The 19,961-nt window shown below is 62.0% G+C and carries 18 protein-coding genes and 1 pseudogene; 7 read left to right on the forward strand and 12 right to left on the reverse strand.

The genetic code is table 11. The features are described 5' to 3' along the window. Positions 1-2: 2 nt before the first annotated feature. Positions 3-1,157, reverse strand: a complete 1,155-nt coding sequence (locus tag G7025_RS05765) for an efflux RND transporter periplasmic adaptor subunit (protein WP_181077301.1) — start codon at positions 1,155-1,157, stop codon at positions 3-5. Positions 1,158-1,385: 228 nt separating this feature from the next. On the opposite strand from G7025_RS05765, the gene G7025_RS05770 reads away from it, so the two are divergent. The 4 genes from G7025_RS05770 to G7025_RS05785 all read left to right on the forward strand — a co-directional run bounded on the left by G7025_RS05770 (position 1,386) and on the right by G7025_RS05785 (position 5,110). After that, entirely contained in the window at positions 1,386-2,087 is a 702-nt protein-coding gene (locus tag G7025_RS05770) for a response regulator transcription factor (protein WP_181077303.1), read from the forward strand. Positions 2,088-2,090: 3 nt separating this feature from the next. Next, complete coding sequence (locus tag G7025_RS05775; RefSeq protein WP_181077305.1) at positions 2,091-3,395, forward strand: ATP-binding protein; 1,305 nt, start codon at positions 2,091-2,093, stop codon at positions 3,393-3,395. Positions 3,396-3,461: 66 nt separating this feature from the next. After that, positions 3,462-4,232: a class I SAM-dependent methyltransferase gene (locus G7025_RS05780; RefSeq protein ID WP_181077307.1), complete on the forward strand. Its 771-nt coding sequence runs from the start codon at positions 3,462-3,464 to the stop codon at positions 4,230-4,232. 92 nt (positions 4,233-4,324) lie between these two features. After that, entirely contained in the window at positions 4,325-5,110 is a 786-nt protein-coding gene (locus G7025_RS05785) for a sulfite exporter TauE/SafE family protein (RefSeq protein ID WP_181077309.1), read from the forward strand. A gap of 40 nt (positions 5,111-5,150) precedes the next feature. On the opposite strand, the gene G7025_RS05790 is transcribed toward G7025_RS05785, so the two are convergent. Then, entirely contained in the window at positions 5,151-6,389 is a 1,239-nt protein-coding gene (locus tag G7025_RS05790) for an acyl-CoA dehydrogenase family protein (protein WP_181077310.1), read from the reverse strand. A gap of 265 nt (positions 6,390-6,654) precedes the next feature. On the opposite strand from G7025_RS05790, the gene sfnG reads away from it, so the two are divergent. After that, positions 6,655-7,740 (forward strand): dimethylsulfone monooxygenase SfnG, encoded by a 1,086-nt coding sequence (gene sfnG / locus G7025_RS05795; RefSeq protein ID WP_181077311.1) that lies wholly within the window; start codon positions 6,655-6,657, stop codon positions 7,738-7,740. 40 nt (positions 7,741-7,780) lie between these two features. Here sfnG and G7025_RS05800 read toward each other — a convergent pair. Then, a pseudogene (locus G7025_RS05800) lies at positions 7,781-8,218 on the reverse strand (GNAT family N-acetyltransferase); the annotation flags it as partial. 94 nt (positions 8,219-8,312) lie between these two features. On the opposite strand from G7025_RS05800, the gene G7025_RS05805 reads away from it, so the two are divergent. Then, on the forward strand, positions 8,313-9,899 hold the full coding sequence (locus G7025_RS05805) for a RimK family protein (RefSeq protein WP_253507054.1): 1,587 nt from the start codon (positions 8,313-8,315) through the stop codon (positions 9,897-9,899). Between the two features lie 15 nt (positions 9,900-9,914). On the opposite strand, the gene map is transcribed toward G7025_RS05805, so the two are convergent. Together map and G7025_RS05815 are read right to left on the reverse strand one after the other, a co-directional pair. Then, on the reverse strand, positions 9,915-10,676 hold the full coding sequence (gene map, locus G7025_RS05810) for a type I methionyl aminopeptidase (RefSeq protein WP_181077313.1): 762 nt from the start codon (positions 10,674-10,676) through the stop codon (positions 9,915-9,917). Beyond that, positions 10,676-10,876 (reverse strand): ParD-like family protein, encoded by a 201-nt coding sequence (locus tag G7025_RS05815; protein WP_181077314.1) that lies wholly within the window; start codon positions 10,874-10,876, stop codon positions 10,676-10,678. Before G7025_RS05815 ends, map begins: the two co-directional genes overlap by 1 nt. A gap of 368 nt (positions 10,877-11,244) precedes the next feature. On the opposite strand from G7025_RS05815, the gene G7025_RS05820 reads away from it, so the two are divergent. Continuing rightward, the gene (locus G7025_RS05820) at positions 11,245-11,517 is read left to right on the forward strand and encodes a DUF1652 domain-containing protein (RefSeq protein ID WP_181077315.1); all 273 of its coding nucleotides are present in this window, start codon (positions 11,245-11,247) and stop codon (positions 11,515-11,517) included. A gap of 112 nt (positions 11,518-11,629) precedes the next feature. On the opposite strand, the gene G7025_RS05825 is transcribed toward G7025_RS05820, so the two are convergent. The 7 genes from G7025_RS05825 to G7025_RS05855 all read right to left on the reverse strand — a co-directional run bounded on the left by G7025_RS05825 (position 11,630) and on the right by G7025_RS05855 (position 19,859). Then, positions 11,630-12,568 (reverse strand): carbohydrate kinase family protein, encoded by a 939-nt coding sequence (locus tag G7025_RS05825; RefSeq protein ID WP_181077316.1) that lies wholly within the window; start codon positions 12,566-12,568, stop codon positions 11,630-11,632. A 12-nt stretch (positions 12,569-12,580) separates the two neighbouring features. Continuing rightward, complete coding sequence (gene xylB / locus G7025_RS05830; protein WP_181077318.1) at positions 12,581-14,062, reverse strand: xylulokinase; 1,482 nt, start codon at positions 14,060-14,062, stop codon at positions 12,581-12,583. Between the two features lie 75 nt (positions 14,063-14,137). Next, the gene (locus G7025_RS05835; protein WP_181077320.1) at positions 14,138-15,619 is read right to left on the reverse strand and encodes a mannitol dehydrogenase family protein; all 1,482 of its coding nucleotides are present in this window, start codon (positions 15,617-15,619) and stop codon (positions 14,138-14,140) included. Positions 15,620-15,637: 18 nt separating this feature from the next. Continuing rightward, positions 15,638-16,741 (reverse strand): ABC transporter ATP-binding protein, encoded by a 1,104-nt coding sequence (locus G7025_RS05840; RefSeq protein ID WP_181077322.1) that lies wholly within the window; start codon positions 16,739-16,741, stop codon positions 15,638-15,640. A 22-nt stretch (positions 16,742-16,763) separates the two neighbouring features. After that, positions 16,764-17,594 carry a carbohydrate ABC transporter permease gene (locus tag G7025_RS05845; RefSeq protein WP_181077324.1) on the reverse strand — a complete coding sequence of 277 codons (831 nt, stop codon included), beginning with the start codon at positions 17,592-17,594 and terminating at the stop codon, positions 16,764-16,766. A 10-nt stretch (positions 17,595-17,604) separates the two neighbouring features. Next, a complete protein-coding gene (locus G7025_RS05850) occupies positions 17,605-18,495 on the reverse strand; it encodes a carbohydrate ABC transporter permease (RefSeq protein ID WP_181077326.1) in 891 nt (296 codons plus the stop codon). A 92-nt stretch (positions 18,496-18,587) separates the two neighbouring features. Continuing rightward, positions 18,588-19,859, reverse strand: coding sequence for an ABC transporter substrate-binding protein (locus G7025_RS05855; protein WP_370694772.1), 1,272 nt, complete (start codon positions 19,857-19,859; stop codon positions 18,588-18,590). Positions 19,860-19,961: the final 102 nt, after the last annotated feature.

A 19,961-nucleotide genomic window follows, 5' to 3' on the forward strand; every position in this document is an offset into this window, starting at 1 on the left:
GCTCAGGAATCCTTCTTGGCCAGCTTGGCCGGGCTGTCGTCCACATGGACTTTCTCACCGGGCCGCGCGTGCTGCAGGCCTTCCACGATGATGCGGTCACCGGGTTTGAGGCCATGGCTGACCACCCAGCGATCGCCGACCACCGCGCCCAGTTCCACCGGTTGCTGGCTTACGGTCTGCTCGGCGTCCAGCCGCAGTACCATGGGGATGCCGGCGCTGTCGCGGGTGATGGCGCGCTGCGGCACGCTCAGGCCTTGGGTATCCACGGCCTGTTCCAGGCGCACCCGCACGAAGCTGCCGGGCAGCAGGTCCAGGTCCGGGTTGGGGAACTCGCTGCGCAGGATGATCTGCCCGGTGCCCGGGTCGACGCTGATTTCAGCGAACAATAGTTTGCCCGGCAGCGGGTAGAGGCTGCCGTCATCCAGGATCAACGTGGCCTTGGCCTGGTCCTGGCCGACCTGCTTCAGGCTGCCGGCGCGAAAGGCGCGGCGCAGGTCGTTCAGCTCACGGGTGGATTGGGTGAGGTCGGCGTGAATCGGGTCCAGTTGCTGGATGATCGCCAGTGGCGTGGCTTCGTTCTGGCCGACCAATGCGCCTTCGGTGACCAGCGCGCGGCCGATGCGTCCGGAAATCGGTGCGGTCACGGTGGCGTAGCCCAGGTTCAGCCTGGCGCGCTCGACGGCGGCTTTGTTGGCGGCGACTTCGGCTTGGGTCTGGCGTACGGCGGCGCGCGCGTTGTCGTAGTCCTGGCCACTGATGGCGTTGCCTTCCACCAACTGGCTGTAGCGCTGTTCCTGCAGGCGCGCCTGGAACGCATTGGCCTCGGCCTTGCTCAGGTTGGCCTTGGCGCTGTCCAGGTCGGCCTTGAAGGGGGCCGGGTCAATGCGAAACAACACGTCGCCCTGTTTGACGTCGTGGCCTTCTTTGAACACCTGTTGCATCACCACGCCGGCCACCCGCGCGCGCACTTCGGCGATGCGCGGCGCGGCAATGCGCCCGCTCAATTCGCTGCTGATGGACAGGGGTTTGGCCTCAAGGGTTTCGATGCGCACTTTGGCCACGGGCATTTCCGGCGTTTCGTCGGCCGACTGGTCACAGGCACTCAGGGCCAGCGTCAGGGCCAGCAGGCAAAACGGCGCAAACAGATTCTTCGACATGCTCTTATCCCAATAATGACTGGCGCATCCTAAAGGCACCTGCGCCGTGGTGCTGTGAAGCTGTGTAGGTCGTCTGTGAAGAAATGTAAGGTGCGGCGCGCGGGGCGCCGAGGGCGTATATCCTTGCACAATCCTGCAAACATTGAAGATCCAACATGGGAGGGGGAAAGCCTTCTCCCAAAGTGGGTTTGTGTACGACACATCACTGCATTTTTTGGAAACACCTTCATGCCCAACATCCTTCTGGTGGAAGACGATGCCGCACTATCCGAGCTGATCGCCAGCTACCTGGAACGCAACGGCTACCACGTCAACGTGCTCAGCCGTGGCGACCTGGTGCAAGAACGCGCGCGCCGCGATCCGCCGGACCTGGTGATTCTCGACCTGATGCTGCCGGGGCTCGACGGCCTGCAGGTGTGCCGCCTGCTGCGCGCCGATTCGGCCTGCCTGCCGATCCTGATGCTCACCGCGCGCGACGACAGCCACGACCAGGTGCTGGGCCTGGAAATGGGCGCCGATGACTACGTCACCAAACCCTGCGAACCGCGCGTGCTGCTGGCGCGGGTGCGTACCTTGCTGCGCCGCAGCAGTTTGTCCGAGCCCCAGGTGGCCAACGACCGGATCCTGATGGGCAACCTGTGCATCGACCTGTCGGAGCGCACCGTGACCTGGCGCGACCAGGCGGTGGAGCTGTCCAGCGGCGAATACAACCTGCTGGTGGTGCTGGCGCGGCACGCCGGCGAAGTGCTCAGCCGCGACCAGATCCTGCAACGCCTGCGCGGTATCGAGTTCAACGGCACCGACCGCTCGGTGGACGTGGCCATCTCCAAGCTGCGGCGCAAGTTCGACGACCATGCCGGCGAAGCCCGCAAGATCAAAACGGTGTGGGGCAAGGGCTACCTGTTCAGCCGTTCCGAGTGGGAATGCTGAACCATGCTGCGCGTGCTGATTCGCCTCTTCCTGATCACCATCGTCACCTATAGCGCCGCGATCTACCTGATTCCCAAGCTGGTGATCCAGCTGTTCGAACACCGTTACCTGAACTACAACATCGAGCAGACCCGCGGCCAGCAGCACCTGATCGTCAAGCAGTACCAGCGTGCACCGGTGGAGCGCTGGTCCCAGGTGACCGAGCAACTGGGGCGTGACTTCGCCCCGCTGAGCGTGCAATTGCTGCTGCGCCAGGACGCGAGCTATACCCCGGAAGAAGCGCGTTTGCTGGAGCAGGGCAGACCGGTGGTGCGCCTGGGCGAGTGGGGCTGGATGGAAGAGATCAGCTCGCCGATCAACGATCAGTTCGTGGTCAAGCTGACCGTCCCGCCGGACCCGCTGGACATGAACCTGCTGTATTGGGCGATCAACGTGCTGATCGTCGCGGCGCTGCTGGTATGCCTGCTGGCCTGGTTGCGCCCGCACTGGCGCGATCTGGAACGCTTGAAAAGCACCGCCGCGCAGTTGGGCCAGGGTAACCTGACGGAGCGCACGGGCGTTCCCGCCCATTCCAGTATCGGCAGCCTGGCGGCGGTGTTCGACACCATGGCCGACGACATCGAGCACCTGCTCAATCAGCAGCGCGATCTGCTCAACGCGGTCTCCCACGAACTGCGCACGCCGCTCACGCGTCTGGATTTCGGCCTGGCCCTGGCGCTTTCCGAAGACCTGCCCCCAGCCAGTCGCGAGCGTCTGCACGGCCTGGTGGCGCATATTCGCGAGCTGGATGAGCTGGTGCTGGAACTGCTGTCCTACAGCCGCCTGCAGAACCCGGCGCAGTTGCCGGAGCGGGTGGACGTGGTGCTCGATGAATTTATCGACAGCGTGCTGGGCAGCGTCGACGACGAACTGGAAAACCCCGAAATTGTCATCGACGTGGTGCTCGACTGCGCCATCGAGCGTTTCAGCCTTGACCCGCGCCTCACCGCCCGCGCGTTGCAGAATCTGTTGCGCAACGCCACGCGCTATTGCGAAACACGCATCCAGGTGGGCGTCAAGGTGTGCCCCAAGGGCTGCGAAATCTGGGTGGACGATGACGGCATCGGCATTCCGCTGGACCAGCGAGAGCGTATCTTCGAACCGTTCTACCGTCTCGACCGTAGCCGCGACCGCGCCACCGGCGGCTTCGGCCTGGGCCTGGCCATCAGTCGGCGCGCGCTGGAGGCCCAGGGCGGCACGCTCACGGCGCAGGCGTCACCGCTGGGCGGCGCGCGGTTTCGGGTGTGGTTGCCCAGCAGCGCGAGCTGATCGGCCTGCAGGCAGGTGAGCAAAAGAGCATACTGTGGCCCCGTTTTACCCGAGGAGAGATTGGCCATGACTGCCGTTCACGCGTCTGCTCAACTAGGTTTCTCAACCCAGGCCGCCACCTACGCCCAGGGGCGTCCGGATTACCCCCGCCAGCTCACGGGCTGGCTCAGCGAGACGCTGGGGGTTACCAGCCAGTCGACGGTGATCGACCTGGGCGCCGGCACCGGCAAGTTCACGCGGTTGCTCAGCAGCCTGGCGCCGACGCTTATCGCCGTAGAACCCGTGGCGCAGATGGGCGAGCAACTGCTCAAGGCATTGCCCGGTGTACGTCTGGTTTCCGGTACCGCCGACGCCATGCCCCTGGACACCGCGAGTGCCGACGTCGTCGTGTGCGCGCAGGCCTTCCACTGGTTCGCCACACAGGCGGCATTGGCGCAAATTCACCGTGTACTCAAGCCCGATGGGCGCCTGGGCCTGGTGTGGAATGTGCGCGACGAGTCGGTGGACTGGGTGGCGGCGATCACCGAGATCATCACGCCTTATGAAGGCGACACTCCACGGTTCCACACCGGCCACTGGCGTGATGCCTTGCGCGGCGATTATTTTTCCATGCCCGAACTGACCTGTTTTGCCTACCAGCACGTAGGCAGCCCCCAGGAAGTGATCATCGATCGTTTCCTCTCGGTGAGTTTCATCGCGGCGCTGCCGGACCCGCAAAAAGCCAGCGTGACCGCGCAACTGCGCACCCTGATCGACACCCATCCCGACCTGCGCGGGCGTGAGACCGTAGCGTTTCCCTACCAGACGCAGGCCTACCTGTGTCGGCGGCTGGCTTAAAAGGCATAAAGTCAGATCATATTGATATAAGTGGTTATAAGAAAAATCGCTATCCTGCGGCCAGAAATTTATATGGCCGCAGGTAGCTGTTAATGGAAGTGGGTAACGTTGGTTTCGTCATTGCCGGCCTGATCGTGGGATTTATCGTCGGCATGACCGGCGTCGGTGGCGGCTCGTTGATGACGCCGATTCTGTTGTGGTTCGGCATCAACCCGGCCACCGCCGTGGGCACCGACCTGCTGTACGCCGCCATCACCAAATCCGGTGGCGTGCTGGTGCACAGCAGGAACAAAAACATCGACTGGACCATCACCGGCTGGCTGACCCTCGGCAGCGTGCCCGCCGTGCTGCTGACCCTGTGGTTCCTGGCCACCCTGCACACCGACCCCAGCGCGATGAACGCGGTGATCAAGCAGGCCCTCGGTGTGGTGCTGCTGCTGACTGCGCTGGCGATCCTGTTCAAGAAAACCCTGTTGGCCTTCGCTCAGCGTCACGCGGGCGACAGCTACCACATGAACCCGCGCAACCTGAATGCCTTGACGGTGCTCACCGGCGCGATCCTCGGCACTATGGTTGCCTTGACGTCCATCGGCGCCGGCGCCCTGGGTACCGTGGCGCTGTTTATCCTCTATCCGTTCCTGGCCACGCGCCGCCTGGTGGGCACCGAAATCGCCCACGCCGTGCCGCTGACCCTGGTGGCGGGCCTTGGCCATGCCGGCATGGGCAATATGGACTGGCACCTGTTGGGGTTTCTGTTGATGGGCTCGTTGCCGGGGATTTACATCGGCAGCCACATGACCGGCAAGATCCCGGACGGTGTATTGCGTCCCTGCCTGGCGGTCATGTTGATGGCCGTCGGTTACAAGTTGGCGTTCTGAGGTGGGAGGGGGCAAACCCCTCCCACAGGGTTCCCCCGCTTTAGCTTTTCGCCGGGCCATTGCCGATCTGCCAAACGAACGGCGGTTCGGTGCCATTGATCACCCAGTCCCCCACAATCCGCGCCTTGTAGATCACCGGGTTGTGAGAGGACACGGTCCGCGCGTTACGCCAATGCCGGTCCAAACCCTTGCCCTGACGCACATCCGAGGCTCCCAGCGCATTGAACAGTTCGCTGGTGGCCCGCTGAATCAATTCCGACACCACCACCTGCGCCGTGGCCGATTCGATTTCGGCCGCCACATTGGCCTCGCGCTCGGCCGCTTCATCCGCACCGAACCGCGCCAGATACGCCCGCTGCGCCGGCTCCGCGGCCTTCAACGCGCTGGCTTCGGCGGCATATACCAGCGCGGCGACTTCGCCTACCACTTGTTGGATCTGTGCGTCCTGGCTCACATGGGCGGCATTGCCGTGGCTGTAGATGCGCTTGCGACTGCGCACGTGGTGTGCCACGTCCTTGAGCGCCGCGCGGCCGATCCCGGCGAGGCTGGCCAGTAGCACCAGCTGATAAAACGCGGTCTGGTACTTGAAACGGGTGGCAAAGTCGATGACGTTTTCGGCTTCCACCACGGCATCGGTAAAGCGCGAAGTACCGCTGCCGGTGGTGCGTTGGCCAAAGCCGTCCCAGTCATCGCTGTGTACCACTCCGGGCTGGCGCGCGCGGGTGGCGGCAATCACGTCGCCGCCGGTGTCGCTGCGTTGGGCGTACACGTCGATCCAATCAGCGAAAATGCTCCCGGTGCTGTAGAACTTTTCGCCGTTGAGCGCCCACTGATCACCGTTCGGCGTGACCTGGGTAACCACATCGCCGATGGCGACGCTGCCAATTTCAGTCCAGGCGCAGCCGACGATCTCACCGTCGACGAAGCGCTTGAACCACAGGTCACGGCCAGCACCGGGCGCGGCATTCAGGCGGTCCTCGGCAAAGGCGAAGTGCCCGCGCAGGGCTTGGGGCACGTTGGAGTCGGCCTCTGCCAGCTCGATCAGCAGCGCGAATAACTGTGGCAGCGAGGCACCGCCGCCGCCGTACTCCACCGGCACGCGCACGGCGCCGAAGCCGGCTTCCTTCAACCATTGGATCGGCGCGTGAGGCAGGGTGCGGGTGTGTTCCCGTTCCAGCGCGCCCTCGGCGATGCGTTGGAAAATCGGGCGAAAGCGCGCGGCCAGGGAGGCGTAGTCGACGCCGATGGAAAGCGGGTTGATGACGTGGTGTTCGGTCATGGAACGGTTCCTGGGCAGTGATCGGTGGCTTGTGTGTTTGCACAGTCCGTGCCGGGCGCCGAGCCCACTGTTTATGGGGGAGCGGGGCGCTCTGCTGTTGTTCCGGCAACAGCGATTCGACAAAACGGCCTCAACCGCGACAGTTGCGGCCAGGCGATCGTCGGGTTGAATGACCCGCGCAGACGGCCTGGCACGGGCGTTTTCCTGGGCTGGCACACTTGCTGCTCAACCCCTCGGTACATTCCTTGGTACGAGGTGCCGTTCGATGAGTCAGCAAGCCGTGAAATTTGCCTATTGGGTGCCCAACGTCAGCGGTGGGTTGGTGGTCAGCAAGATTGCGCAGCGCACGGACTGGGGGATCGACTACAACCGTAAGCTGGCGCAACTGGCCGAGGCGGCGGGCTTCGAGTATGGCCTGACCCAGATCCGCTTTACCGCCGGCTACGGCGCCGAGAGCCAGCATGAATCCGTGGCGTTCAGCCATGCCCTGCTGGCCGCCACTACCCGGCTCAAGGTGATCGCCGCGATCCTGCCGGGTCCTTGGCAGCCGGCGTTGGCGGCCAAGCAACTGGCAACCATCGACCAGCTCACCAACGGCCGTATCGCGGTCAATATCGTCAGCGGTTGGTTCAAGGGCGAGTTCCAGGCCATCGGCGAGCCTTGGCTGGAGCACGATGAGCGCTATCGCCGCTCCGAAGAATTCATTCAAGCCCTCAAGGGCATCTGGACCCAGGACAATTTCACCTTCAAGGGTGATTTCTACCGATTCAACAACTACACCCTCAAGCCCAAGCCCCTGGGCCAGCCGGAAGTGTTCCAGGGCGGCAGCTCGCGGGCAGCGCGGGATATGGCGGCGCGGGTGTCGGACTGGTACTTCACCAACGGCAACACCCCGGAAGGCATCAAGGCCCAGGTCGACGATATTCGCGCCAAGGCATCGGCCAACAACCATTCGGTCAAAATCGGAGTGAACGCCTTTGTGATCGCCCGCGACACCGAGGAGCAGGCCCGCGCCGTGCTGGCGGAAATCATCGACAAGGCCGACCTGCAAGCCGTGAACGCCTTCGGTGACGCGGCCCGGCAAGCGGGCAAAGCCTCGCCCGAAGGCGAGGGCAATTGGGCCAAATCCAGCTTTGAAGACCTGGTGCAGTACAACGACGGCTTCAAGACCAACCTGATCGGCACGCCGCAACAGATCGCCGAACGCATCGTCGCCCTTAAGGCCGTGGGCGTGGACCTGGTGCTGGCGGGGTTCCTGCACTTTCAGGAAGAAGTGGAGTATTTCGGCAAGCGCGTGTTGCCGCTGGTGCGCGAACTGGAGGCCAAGGCGGGGGTCAGGCAGGTGGCGTGACGACCAGCGGCGAGCGCGCTGATCACTGCGCGGCAAGCACCTTCTCCAGCCGCAACGCCGCGCAGTTGTCCTCGTAATAGTCCGGCGTGCACGCAAGCCGTCGATAGCCCCTGCGTTCATACAGGGCCAGCGCGCCGAGGTTGTCCGTGCGCACCTCCAGCCGCAGTCGGGTGCAGCGGTGTTGCACGCCGCAGGCTTCGATCCGCGCTAACAACTGCGCACCCAAGCCCAACCCTCGTGCGGGCTCGGCAATAGCGATGGAATACAACCGCGCTACGGCACTGCCGCGACGCAGCAGCACCAGCGCGTACCCTTGCAATTGGGCGTCACGTTCCGCCAGCCATAATTGGCCATTGGCGCGACGAACCATCCAGCGAAAACTGCGGGGCGACAGCCGGTCGCCGGTAAAACATTGTTGTTCCAACGCTGTTAGTGCAGGTATGTCATCGAGCGTTGCAATGCGAAAGCAAAGGGTCATATAACCACCGTAAAAGTTGCGTAATGAAACGGGACTTCTCAAAAAGATCGTGCTTAATAGAAAAGGTCCAGTTCTCTAAAGCGGATCAAATATTATGTCGGCGGTACACAGTCATTGGCGTGAAGTATCCGAGCAAAGCTGCGCGGCGACAATCACTTCCCCTCGTTATTTTGCACAAGTGCCTAAAGCCGCGAGTCAAGTCGTGATTATTGTGGAACGCAAGGAAGATTGGGCGTCTTACTTGCCCAGCGAAGAGATGATCACCGCCCAGGAATACCTGGAACAGACGCGCCAGAACGAGACGGGCAAGCGTGTACAGGTCATCAACCTGTGCCGCAGCTACAAGTATCTGGGGCATGGCTACTATTGTTCGTTGCTGGCCGAAGCGCGTGGGCACAAAGTGATTCCTTCCGTGCGTACTATCAGCGAACTGGCCAGAAAGTCACTGTATGGCTTGGCGTTGGATGATCTGGACAGAGTGCTCGATAAAACCCTGAGCCATCATCTTTACAGTAGTACCGAGGGTTTTACGCTGACGCTTTATTTCGGCCGAACGCCGATTGAGGCGTTACAGGAGTTGGCCCGCCAGTTATTTGAAGCGTTCCCCTGTCCAATCCTCTTAGTTGAGTTCAAAAAGCACAACGGCTGGCATATCGTTGGGGTGAAGTCTGGTGTATTGCATAAGTTGCGCGACGATCAGGAAGATCATTTCGCCCATGCCCTCGACAACTTCAGCCGCAGGATTTGGCGCCAGCCGCGTTCGCGGCGCCTGGCCCGGTATGACCTGGCGATCCTGCACGATCCCCATGAACAGTTGCCGCCGTCCAACGCCCAAGCCCTGAACAACTTCATCCGAGTGGGCAGGGGCCTGGGCATCGACGTGGAACTGATCGAGCGCAAGGATTACGCGCGCCTGGCCGAATACGACGCCTTATTGATCCGCGAGACCACCAGCGTCGACAACCATACCTACCGCTTCGCCAAGAAAGCTGAAAGCGAAGGGCTGGTGGTGATGGACGATCCGACGTCGATCTTGCGCTGCACCAACAAGGTCTACCTTACCGACCTGCTCAACAGCCACCAATTGGGCATGCCCGCTACCGAGATTCTGTACAAGGAGCGACCGCAGGATTTTGAACGGGTCGGCGAACGCCTGGGGTTTCCGTTGGTGTTGAAGATCCCCGACGGCTGTTTTTCGCGCGGTGTCATCAAGGTCGAGAGCCAGGCCGCGCTGCTCAAGGCCACCGCTGAACTGTTCGAGCATTCGGTGCTGCTGCTGGCCCAGGAGTTTTTCTACACCGAGTACGACTGGCGTATCGGCGTGCTCAACCGCAAACCGATCTTTGCCTGCCAGTATTTTATGTCCAAGGGCCATTGGCAGATCTACAACCACAAGGCCATCGGCGCAGCGATCAACGGTGAATGCCGCACGCTGGCGGTACACGAAGCGCCCAAGGCGGTGGTGGACCTGGCGGTGAAGACCGCCAACCTGATCGGCGACGGTCTCTACGGTGTCGACCTCAAGCAGTCTGGCGACAAAGTCGTGGTGATCGAGGTGAACGACAACCCCAACCTGGACGCAGGCATCGAGGATGCCTATCTACAAGACGATCTCTACAGCCTGGTGCTGGAGGAGTTCGTGCGGCGTCTGGAGTTGAAACGCCAGGGCCAGGTCTGGTAACGAGCGTGCCACCGGTTATGGGATGGGCGATCGCTGGAGGGTCAGGACTTCGTAGCCGTCCGCTGTCACCGCCACGGTGTGTTCCCATTGGGCCGACAGGCTGTTGTCCCTGGTCACCACCGTCCAGCCATCCTTGAGACTGCGCACCTTGGCGCTGCCCTGGTTAAGCATCGGTTCGATGGTGAACACCATGCCTTCACGCAGCTCCAGCCCGGTGCCGGGGCGGCCGAAGTGCAGGATCTGGGGTTCTTCGTGCATTTGCCGGCCGATGCCATGGCCGCAGTATTCGCGTACCACGCTGTAGCCATTGGCCTGGGCAAGGCTCTGAATGGCGTGACCGATATCGCCCAGGCGCGCACCGGGCTTGACCTGGCGGATACCGGCCCACATCGCCTCGAAGGTCGTCTCCACCAGGCGCCGGGCTTTGGGCGCGACAGTGCCGACCATATACATCTTGCTGGCGTCGGCGATAAAGCCACCTTTTTCCAGGGTGATGTCGATGTTGATGATGTCACCGTCCTTGAGCACATCCCTGGCGCTGGGCATGCCATGGCAGACCACCTCGTTGATCGAGGTGTTGATGCAGAACGGATAGTCGTACTGGCCGAGGCTGGCGGGGCGGGCCTGCAGGTCGTTGCGGATGAAGGCTTCGACGGCCGTGTCCAGCTCCAGGGTCGAGCAGCCGGCGGCGACGCAGCCGTCGAGCATATCGAACACCTGGGCCAGCAGCCGACCGGATTCACGCATCACTGCCAGTTGAGCGGCGGTCTTGATCATCAGCTGCGCCCCCGGATCAGCTCGGGTTTGTCCAGCAGCAGTTTGTTGATCAGGTCGTTGTAGGTCAGGGTGGGGTTTAGTTCGGCGAGCAGGCCGACCTTGATCCAGAACTCGGCCTGGGCGTTGATGGAGCGGTCCATCGTCGCGCTGGCCAGGCGTAATTGTTCGTGCAGTTGATCGGTGATCTTAACGATGCCCATGGGATTCACTGTGCGGTTGGATATACACAGCGTATACGTTTCGTATATCAGCGTAAAGCCGCGCAGGAACGATCTACGCGCCGATGAATAGTTTCGATATGTTGCTGAAAGCCCCCGCGCACCCCCGCAGCCGCTGGGTTAAACGTTTAATCGTGCCTATTCGCCGACATTTTAAACGGCCCCAGGAAGTTCAAATTTTAGTTATATAAAGCCCTGGCCTGCTTATGAGGAAAGGTTACAACGCGAAGCTGTTTTGCCAAGTACGCTTGCACAGTGATGGCGTCTTCCAAGGCCGGTAAGACGCCGCAGGCTTATGCCTGGCATAACGACAACAATCTGTTGGCTATTGAAAAAAGGAGAGGTTGGCCATGTTTTCGGAACTTGAATTACGCAGCATTATTGAAGGAAGTTTCCTGCCCAGGCGGTGCGAGTGCACCAAAGCCGAAGACGCTTCGTTGACGATCAAGGTCTACGACGACAGCAACCGTGATCGGGTCGACCTGGAGGTCAAAGGGATCAAGGCGCAAGACCTCGTCAGCAGTCGAGCAATCTGCGAGTTGGTAATCGGGTTACGTAAGGACCTGGAACAACTCCACCAGCCCACGTTGCAAAGAGCAGGCGCACGCGGCTATTACTACTAGGTCGGCGGGCGAGCGGGCAGCATGAAAACCTCGGGCCTGGATTAACTCCAGGCCCTCTACGTTGCAAATCCGTGGATCGCCGAACCCCGGATTCACAGTCGAATGCGGATGTTCAGCCCAACTGCTGGCGATACGGCAGGTCGGGGCCGGTCTTGGTGCAGGTCAGCGCGGATGCGCGAATGGCAAAGCCCAGCATGGCGTCGATCTGTGCGCGGCTCAGCTGTTGCAGGCCGTGCACCGAATCCAGGTGATGCTCGGTCAGCCAGGCAATCAATGCTGCCTGGAAGGTATCGCCGGCGCCCACAGTGTCGGCCATCACAATGTCCAGCGCCGGTTGCGACCAGCTGCCATGCTGGCGACTGAACACAGTGGCCCCATCGCCGCCGCGGGTCAGGAACACCAACTGACAATGGTGCTGCAACCAGCCTTGCAGGACGCTTTCCGGCGATTGGCCGGGATAGAGCAGATGCAGGTCTTCGTCACTGACCTTGATCAGGTCGACATGCTTGACCAGTTCGGCGACGCGGTCGCGCCATAGTTGGATATCCGGCTGGGGGTTGAGCCGTACATTGGGGTCGAGGCTGATCAGACGCTGGCCGCTTTCGCGCTTGACCAGGCTCAGCAGGGTGTCGCCGATCGGTTGCACCACCAGCGAGAATGACCCCACATGCAATCCACGCACATTGTCGCCCAGTTGTGGTAGATGGCTTGGTTGCAATTGCCGGTCGGCGCAGCCGTCGCCGCGAAAACTGTACTGCGGCGAGCCGTTGGCACCCACGGCGACCATCGCCAGGGTGGTCGGCGCGGCGAACTCCACCAGGTAATCCTCGCTGACGCCTTCGTCCCGCAGCACCTGCAGCAGGCGCCGACCGAGGAAATCGCTGGACAGCCCGCCGAACAGCCCTGCGTCGATGCCCAGGCGGCGCAGGCCCACGGCTACGTTGAACGGCGACCCACCGGCAATTGCCTTGTAATTGACCTTCGACGCCTTGCCGCTGGCATCTTCCTCGCTGAAGAAATCGAACAGCGCTTCACCACACACCAGATACATAATCGCTCGCTCTTAAAGGGTTGCCACGAGTTGCTGATAGCGCTCGTAAGCCTGTTGATAGGCGCTGACATGGGCCGCCACCGGCACGGTACGGCTGGCCGGGTCGAGGCTCACGCATCTGTTGCAGAGGCTGGCCAGGGATTCGCCGGTCTGGCTCCACGCCGCTTGGATGGCTGCGCCGAGGGCGGCGGCCTCGCTTTGTTCGGTGCAGATCACTTCGGTGTGCATGATATCTGCGACCATCTGGCGCCACACCGGGCTTTTCGAACCGCCGCCGATCAAGCGGATGCTCTGGCTTTGCAGGCCGGTCTGGCGCAGCAGGTCGAGGCCGTAGCGCAGGCCGAAGGTGGTGCCCTCGACCACCGCTCGGCACAGGTTGGCGCGGGTCAGGTTGGTCATGGTCAGGCCATGCAGGCTGCCGCTGGCGTGGGGCAGGGCGGGTACGCGTTCGCCGTTGAGAAACGGCAGCATGCTCACACCGTCGGCGCCGATGGGCGCGCGTTCGACCAAGGCATTGAAGGCAGGCAGGTCCAGCTCGAACAGCTCGCGGATCACGCCGGTGGCGTTGGTCAGGTTCATGGTGCAGATCAACGGCAACCAGCCGCCGCTGGAAGAACAGAACGTCGCCACCGAAGCCTGCGGGCTGACGTTGGGCTGGTCGGCAAAGGCATACACGGTGCCGGACGAGCCCAGGCTCATGGTAATCACCCCCGGCGCAATATTACCGGTGCCGATGGCGCCCATCATATTGTCGCCGCCGCCGCTGGAGACCACGGCATGGGGGTTGATGCCCAACCGCTCGGCGATGGCCGGCAGGATCGTGCCGACGCTTTGATCGGCCTCGATCAACGGCGGCAGCGCCTGCTCCAGGCGGCCGCTCGGGTCGATGTGCCGAAGCAGGTCCACATCCCACTCACGGCGGCGCACATTGAAGTAACCGGTGCCCGACGCATCGCCATACTCGGCGACGGCGCGGCCGGTGAGCCAGTAGTTGAGGTAATCGTGGGGCAGCAGGATATGGGCGATGCGGGCGAAGAGCTCCGGGTGCTGTTCGCGCGTCCACAACAGTTTGGAGACGGTGTAGCCCGGTGCGATCGCCACGCCCAGGCGTTCCAGCGAACCACGCTCGCCGCCGAGGTGCGCCAGCAGGCGGTCATTCTCGGCGGTCGTCTCGGTGTCGCACCACAGCTTGGCGGGGCGCAGTACCTGGCCGTGCTCATCCAGCAGCACCAGGCCGTGCTGCTGGCCGGATACGCCAATGCCGAGGATGGCCTGGCCGTCGACACCGGCTTGTTGCAGGGCACGATGGGTGGCCGCAGTGAACGCATCCAGCCATTCCTGAGTGTGCTGTTCGCGACGGCCGTTGGCACCGCTGATCAGGGTATGGGGCGCAGCGCCAAGGCCCAGGACCTGGCCGCTGGACGCGTCGAGGACGATGGCTTTGGTGCCCTGGGTACCGCAATCGATGCCGAGGAACAGGTTTTGCTGGGTCATGAGGGTGTGCTCAGCATTATTGTTGGACGTTAAATGCTATCCCAATATGGGAGGGGGCTTGCCCATCCCACATTTCTAAGCCGGTTTCTTCAGTAACTGCTGCAGGGTTTTGGTCACGCCGTTATCGCGCAAGCTGACAAAACACCGCTCAAACGCTGCCACAAACGCAGGCGAATTGGGAATAGCCGCGCCGAAAATCTCTTCCACCCCCAGCAGGCGCCGGCTGATCAGCGCATCGTCAGTCACCAGGCTCTGACAGAACGCCGCACGTGGATCGGGAATGTTGTAGCGCACGCCGTTCTCATCCACACCTTTGAGATACAGGGCCCAGGCGGCCACCACCAATGCCGCGCGCTCGGTCTCGCGGCCATCGGCAATCAAGCGGTTGATGGTCGGCACGGTGAACTTGGGAAACTTCGACGAACCATCCGAACACACCCGTTCCAACTGGTCGGCGATGGCCTGGTTGGAGAAGCGATCGACCAGGGTCTGCTTGTACTCGGTCAGATCGATGCCTGGCACCGGCGCGAGATTCGGCGTGACGTCCAGGTCCATATAGGCGCGCATATAGGCCACGAATAACGGGTCGTTCATGGTTTCGTGGACAAACCGATAGCCCTTGAGAAAACCCAAATAGGTCAGGGCCAGGTGGCTGCCGTTGAGCAGGCCGATCTTCATTTCTTCGTACGGCGTGACGTCGTCGGTGAACTGCACGCCGACTTTTTCCCAGGCCGGTCGGCCATTGACGAATTTGTCTTCCAGCACCCATTGCACAAACGGCTCGCACACCACCGGCCACGCATCGTCGATAGCGTGTTCGTCGTGCAGTTGCAGACGGTGCGCGGTGCTGGTCATGGGTGTGATGCGATCAACCATGGCGTTCGGGAAGCTTACGTTGGCAGCGATCCAGTCATGCAGTTCGGTATCGCGCAGGGCGGCGAAGGCCAGCAGCGCCTTGCGGGTGACGGCGCCGTTGTGCGGCAGGTTATCGCAGGACATCACGGTAAACGCCGGGATGCCGGCGGCACGCCGCTGAGTGAGTGCGGAGCAGATAAACCCGAACACGGTTTTCGGCGCGGCGGGATGCGCCAGGTCGTGCTGGATCTGCGGCAGATGGGCCATGAACTCGCCGCTGCTGTCGTCGATGCAGTAGCCGCCTTCGGTGATGGTCAGCGAAACGATGCGAATCGCGGGCTCGGCCAGTTTGTCGATCAGCGCCTGGGGGCTGTCTTCAGCCAGCAGCATGTCGCTGATCGAACCGATCACGCGCACTTCGGTGTCGTCGGTGTCGCCCAGCTCATACAGGGTGAACAGGTAATCCTGGCCGGCCAGGTCGTCGCGGGCCCTGCGGTCCTCGGCGCGCAGGCCGACGCCGCAGATGCTCCAGTCCAGGCCTTCGCCGGTGTTCATCAGCGCATCGGTGTAGTACGCCTGGTGCGCGCGATGAAAGCCGCCGACGCCGATATGGGCGATGCCCTGGGAGGTGCTGGCGATGGCGTAGGCCGGCACTCGGACTTCCGGCGCCAGCTGGGTGAGGTTCTGTTTATTCAGCTTCATAGCGTAATACTCGCGAAATCAGGCGGCGGCGCGCAGTGGGCGGGCCACGGCGTTGCCATCGGTATCGAACAGGTGGCAGTGCGTCGGGTCCAGGTGCAGTTGCAGCGTCTCGCCGTATTGGCTGGCCATATCGCCACGGATGCGCATGGTCAGCGGCTCGCCACTGGCGGTGATGACGTGACAGAACGTGTCACTGCCCAGGCGCTCGCCGACGTCAGCCGTCACCGTCAGGCTGGTTTGCCCCGGCGTGGCGATTTCCAGGTGTTCCGGCCGAATGCCCAGGGTCACCGCGCTGCCGACGCTCAGGCTGGCGCCGCTCAACGGCAGGGTCACCAGGGTGCCGGCGTCCAACTGCACATCACAGTCCTGACCACTCACCCGGCTGACCTTGCCCTTGAGGAACCCCATCTTCGGCGTGCCCAGAAACCCGGCCACAAACAGGTTGGCCGGCTGGTGATACAGCTCCAGCGGCGAGCCGACCTGTTCGATGCGGCCGCTGTTGAGCACCACGACTTTGTCCGCCAGGGTCATCGCTTCGACCTGGTCGTGGGTCACGTAGATCATGGTCGCTTGCAGCTCTTTATGCAGGCGCGCCAGCTCCAGGCGCATCTGCACGCGCAGGGCCGCGTCCAGGTTGGACAGCGGTTCGTCGAACAAAAAGATCTTGGGGTTGCGCACAATCGCCCGGCCGATGGCCACGCGCTGGCGCTGGCCGCCGGAGAGCTGCTTAGGCTTGCGCTCCAACAGCGGGCCCAGTTCGAGGATGCGCGCCGCTTCGCTGACCTTGCTGTCCACCAGCTTTTTATCGACGCCGGCCAGGTCGAGGGCGAACGACATGTTCTTGCGCACGCTCATGTGTGGGTACAGCGCATAGGTCTGGAACACCATGGCCAGGTCGCGCTTGGCCGGGGTTACTTCGGTGATGTCGCGCCCGTCCAGTTCGATGGTGCCGTCGCTGACTTCCTCCAGGCCGGCGATCAGGCGCAGCAGCGTGGATTTGCCGCAGCCCGACGGGCCGACGAAGACCACAAACTCCTTGTCGTTCACTTCCAGGTCGATGCCCTTGATGATCGAGAAGCCTTCGAAGCCTTTTTGCAGATTCTTGATTTTCAGGTTGGCCATGATGGGCCTCCGCTAGGAATTATTATTTAACCGCGCCGAAGGACAGGCCGCGCACCAGCTGTTTCTGGCTGATCCAGCCAAAGATCAGGATCGGCGCGCAGGCCAGGGTCGAGACGGCGGACAATTTGGCCCAGAACAAGCCTTCGGGGCTGGAGTAAGAGGCGATCAGGGCGGTCAATGGCGCAGCATTCGATGAGGTCAGGTTCAACGACCAGAACGCTTCGTTCCAGCACAGGATCAGCGACAGCAGCACGGTGGACGCCAGGCCGCCCTTGGCGATCGGCAGCAGCACGCGGACCATCTCCTGCCACAGGGTTGCGCCGTCCAGGCGCGCGGCTTCGAGGATGTCCTTGGGAATGTCTTTGAAGTAGGTGTACACCATCCACACTACGATCGGCAGGTTGATCAGGGTGTAGATCACGATCAGCGCCAGGCGCGTGTCCAACAGGCCGAAACTCTTGGCCAGCAGGTAGATCGGCATCAGCACGCCCACCGGTGGCAGCATCTTGGTGGACAGCATCCACAGCAACGTGCGCTTGGTGCGCTGGGTTTCGTAGAACGCCATGGAGTAGGCCGCCGGCACCGAGATCAGCAGGCACAGCGCGGTGGCGCTGAAGGAAATCAACACCGAGTTCCACGCGTAGCTGAAGTAGTTGCTGCGCTCGTTGATGTGCAGGTAGTTCTCCAGGGTCGGCGTGAAGATGAACTGCGGCGGCGTGGCGAAGGCGTCGATTTCGGTCTTGAAGCTGGTGAGCACCATCCAGAAGATCGGGAAGAAAATCACGATCGCGATGGCCCAGGCCAGCGTGCCGAGCAGCAGGCTTTGCAGGCGACGGGATTGTTGAAGCGTCATGGCGCGGCCCTCAAGGCTTGTCAGTCAGGTTTTTGCCGATCATCCGCACCAGGATGATCGCCGCGATATTGGCGATGACCACGGCGATCAAGCCGCCGGCCGAGGCCATGCCCACGTCGAACTGCACCAGCGCCTGGTTGTAGATCAGGTAGGCGAGGTTGGTCGAGGCGTAGCCCGGACCACCGTTGGTGGTGGTGAAGATTTCAGCGAACACCGAGAGCAGGAAAATGGTCTCGATCATCACCACCACGGCAATCGGACGCGCCAGGTGCGGCAGGGTCAGGTGCCAGAAAATCGCGATGGCGCCGGCACCGTCCAGGCGCGCGGCTTCCTTTTGTTCCTGATCGAGGGACTGCATGGCGGTCATCAGCAGCAGGATTGCGAAGGGCAGCCATTGCCACGACACAATGATGATGATCGACAGCAGCGGGTAATGCGCCAGCCAGTCCACCGGCTCGGCGCCGAACAGTTTCCACACGGCGGCGAGCACCCCCGACACCGGGTGGAAAATCAGGTTTTTCCAGATCAGCGCGCCGACCGTGGGCATGATGAAAAACGGTGAAATCAGCAGCACCCGCACCAGGCCGCGACCGAAGAACTCACTGGCCTCCAGCAGCGCACTGATCAACACGCCGAACACCACGCTGATCAACAGCACGCTGCCGACCAGCAACAACGTGTTGGTGGCGCCGGGCAGGAAGCCGGAGTCGGTGATGAAATAGGTGAAGTTTTCCAGCCCGACGAATTCGTTCTCGCCGGGGTAGAGCAGGTTGTAGCGGATCAGCGAAAAGTACAGGGTCATGCCCAGCGGCACGATCATCCACAGCAGCAAGAGGGCCACCGAGGGGCTGACGAGAAACCAGCCGGGGTTGGCCAGGCGGTTTTTGGCAGGTGTTTTCATGGTAATCAAGGCCAGTGCGGAGCAAGGATCGGAGTGCGGTCAATGCAGGAGGGGCAAGCCCCCTCCCACAGTTGACTGTGGTGAGGCTCAGGTTATTTGGGGTAACCGGCCCGCTTCATTTCCCGCTCGGTGGTGGTCTGCGCCGCAGTCAATGCTGCATCAACCGTCTGCTGACCGGTCAGCGCACCGGAGAAGAACTTACCGACCTGGGTACCGATCGCCTGAAACTCGGGAATGGTCACCAACTGGATCCCGATATACGGCACCGGCTTGAGCGTCGGCTTGGTCGGATCGGCGACTTTCAACGATTCCAGCGTGACCTTGGCGAACGGCGCAGCCTTCATGTACTCATCGCTGTAGGTCGACTTGCGCGTACCTGGCGGTACGTTGGCAATGCCGTCGGTCTTGGCCACCAACTGGCTGTATTCCTTGGATGTCGCCCAACTGGTGAACACCTTGGCGGCGTCTTTGGCCTTGGAACTGGTCGGGATCGCCAGGCTCCAGGAGTACAGCCACGAGGTGCCCTTATCGGTGGTTTCATGGGGCGCGAAAGTGAAGCCGACGTGCTCGGACACTTTGCTTTGGCTCTTGTCGGTGACGAACGAGCCGGCGACGCTGGCATCCACCCAGATCGCACACTTGCCGCTGTTGAACAGCGCCAGGTTTTCGTTGAAACCGTTGCTGGAAGCCCCTGGCGGGCCGGATTTCTTCATGTTGTCGACGTAGAAGTTCAGCGCGTTCTTCCATTCCGGGCCATTGAATTCAGGCTGCCATTTTTCATCGAACCAGCGCGCACCGTAGCCATTGGCCAGGGTGGTGATCAGTGCCATGTTCTCGCCCCAACCGGCTTTGCCGCGCAGGCACAGGCCGTATTGCTCTTTGCTCTTGTCGGTGAGTTTGCCGGCGAATTCGCCGATCTGGCTCCAGGTCGGGTGCTCGGGCATGGTCAGCCCGGCGTCCTTGAACAGGTCGGTGCGGTAGTAGGTGATCGAGCTTTCGGCGTAGAACGGCAGGGCATACAGCGAACCCTTGACAGACAACCCGTCACGCACCGAAGGGAACACATCGTCCAGGTCGTAGGACGCCGGCAAGTCCTTCATCGGCTCCAGCCAGCCCTTGGCGCCCCAGAGTGCGGCTTCGTACATGCCGATGGTCAACACATCGAACTGCCCGCCCTGGGTGGCAATGTCGGTAGTCAGGCGCTGGCGCAGCACGTTTTCTTCGAGCACCACCCAGTTCAGCTTGATTTCCGGATGCTCGGCTTCGAACGTTTTCGAGAGCTTCTGCATGCGGATCATGTCGCTGTTATTGACGGTGGCAATGGTCAGGGTCTGCGCGCCGAAGCTGACGGCGCTGAGGGTCATGCAGGTGGAGACAAGCAGTGCTTTTGCTGTGAACTTCATCGCGCACTCCATTTCCGCGCCCTGGGGGCTGCAGAAGGACAGTTATTGTTGTTGTGTCTTCCT

It is taken from the genome of Pseudomonas lurida, assembly GCF_013522705.1.
Lineage (GTDB): Bacteria > Pseudomonadota > Gammaproteobacteria > Pseudomonadales > Pseudomonadaceae > Aquipseudomonas > Aquipseudomonas quebecensis.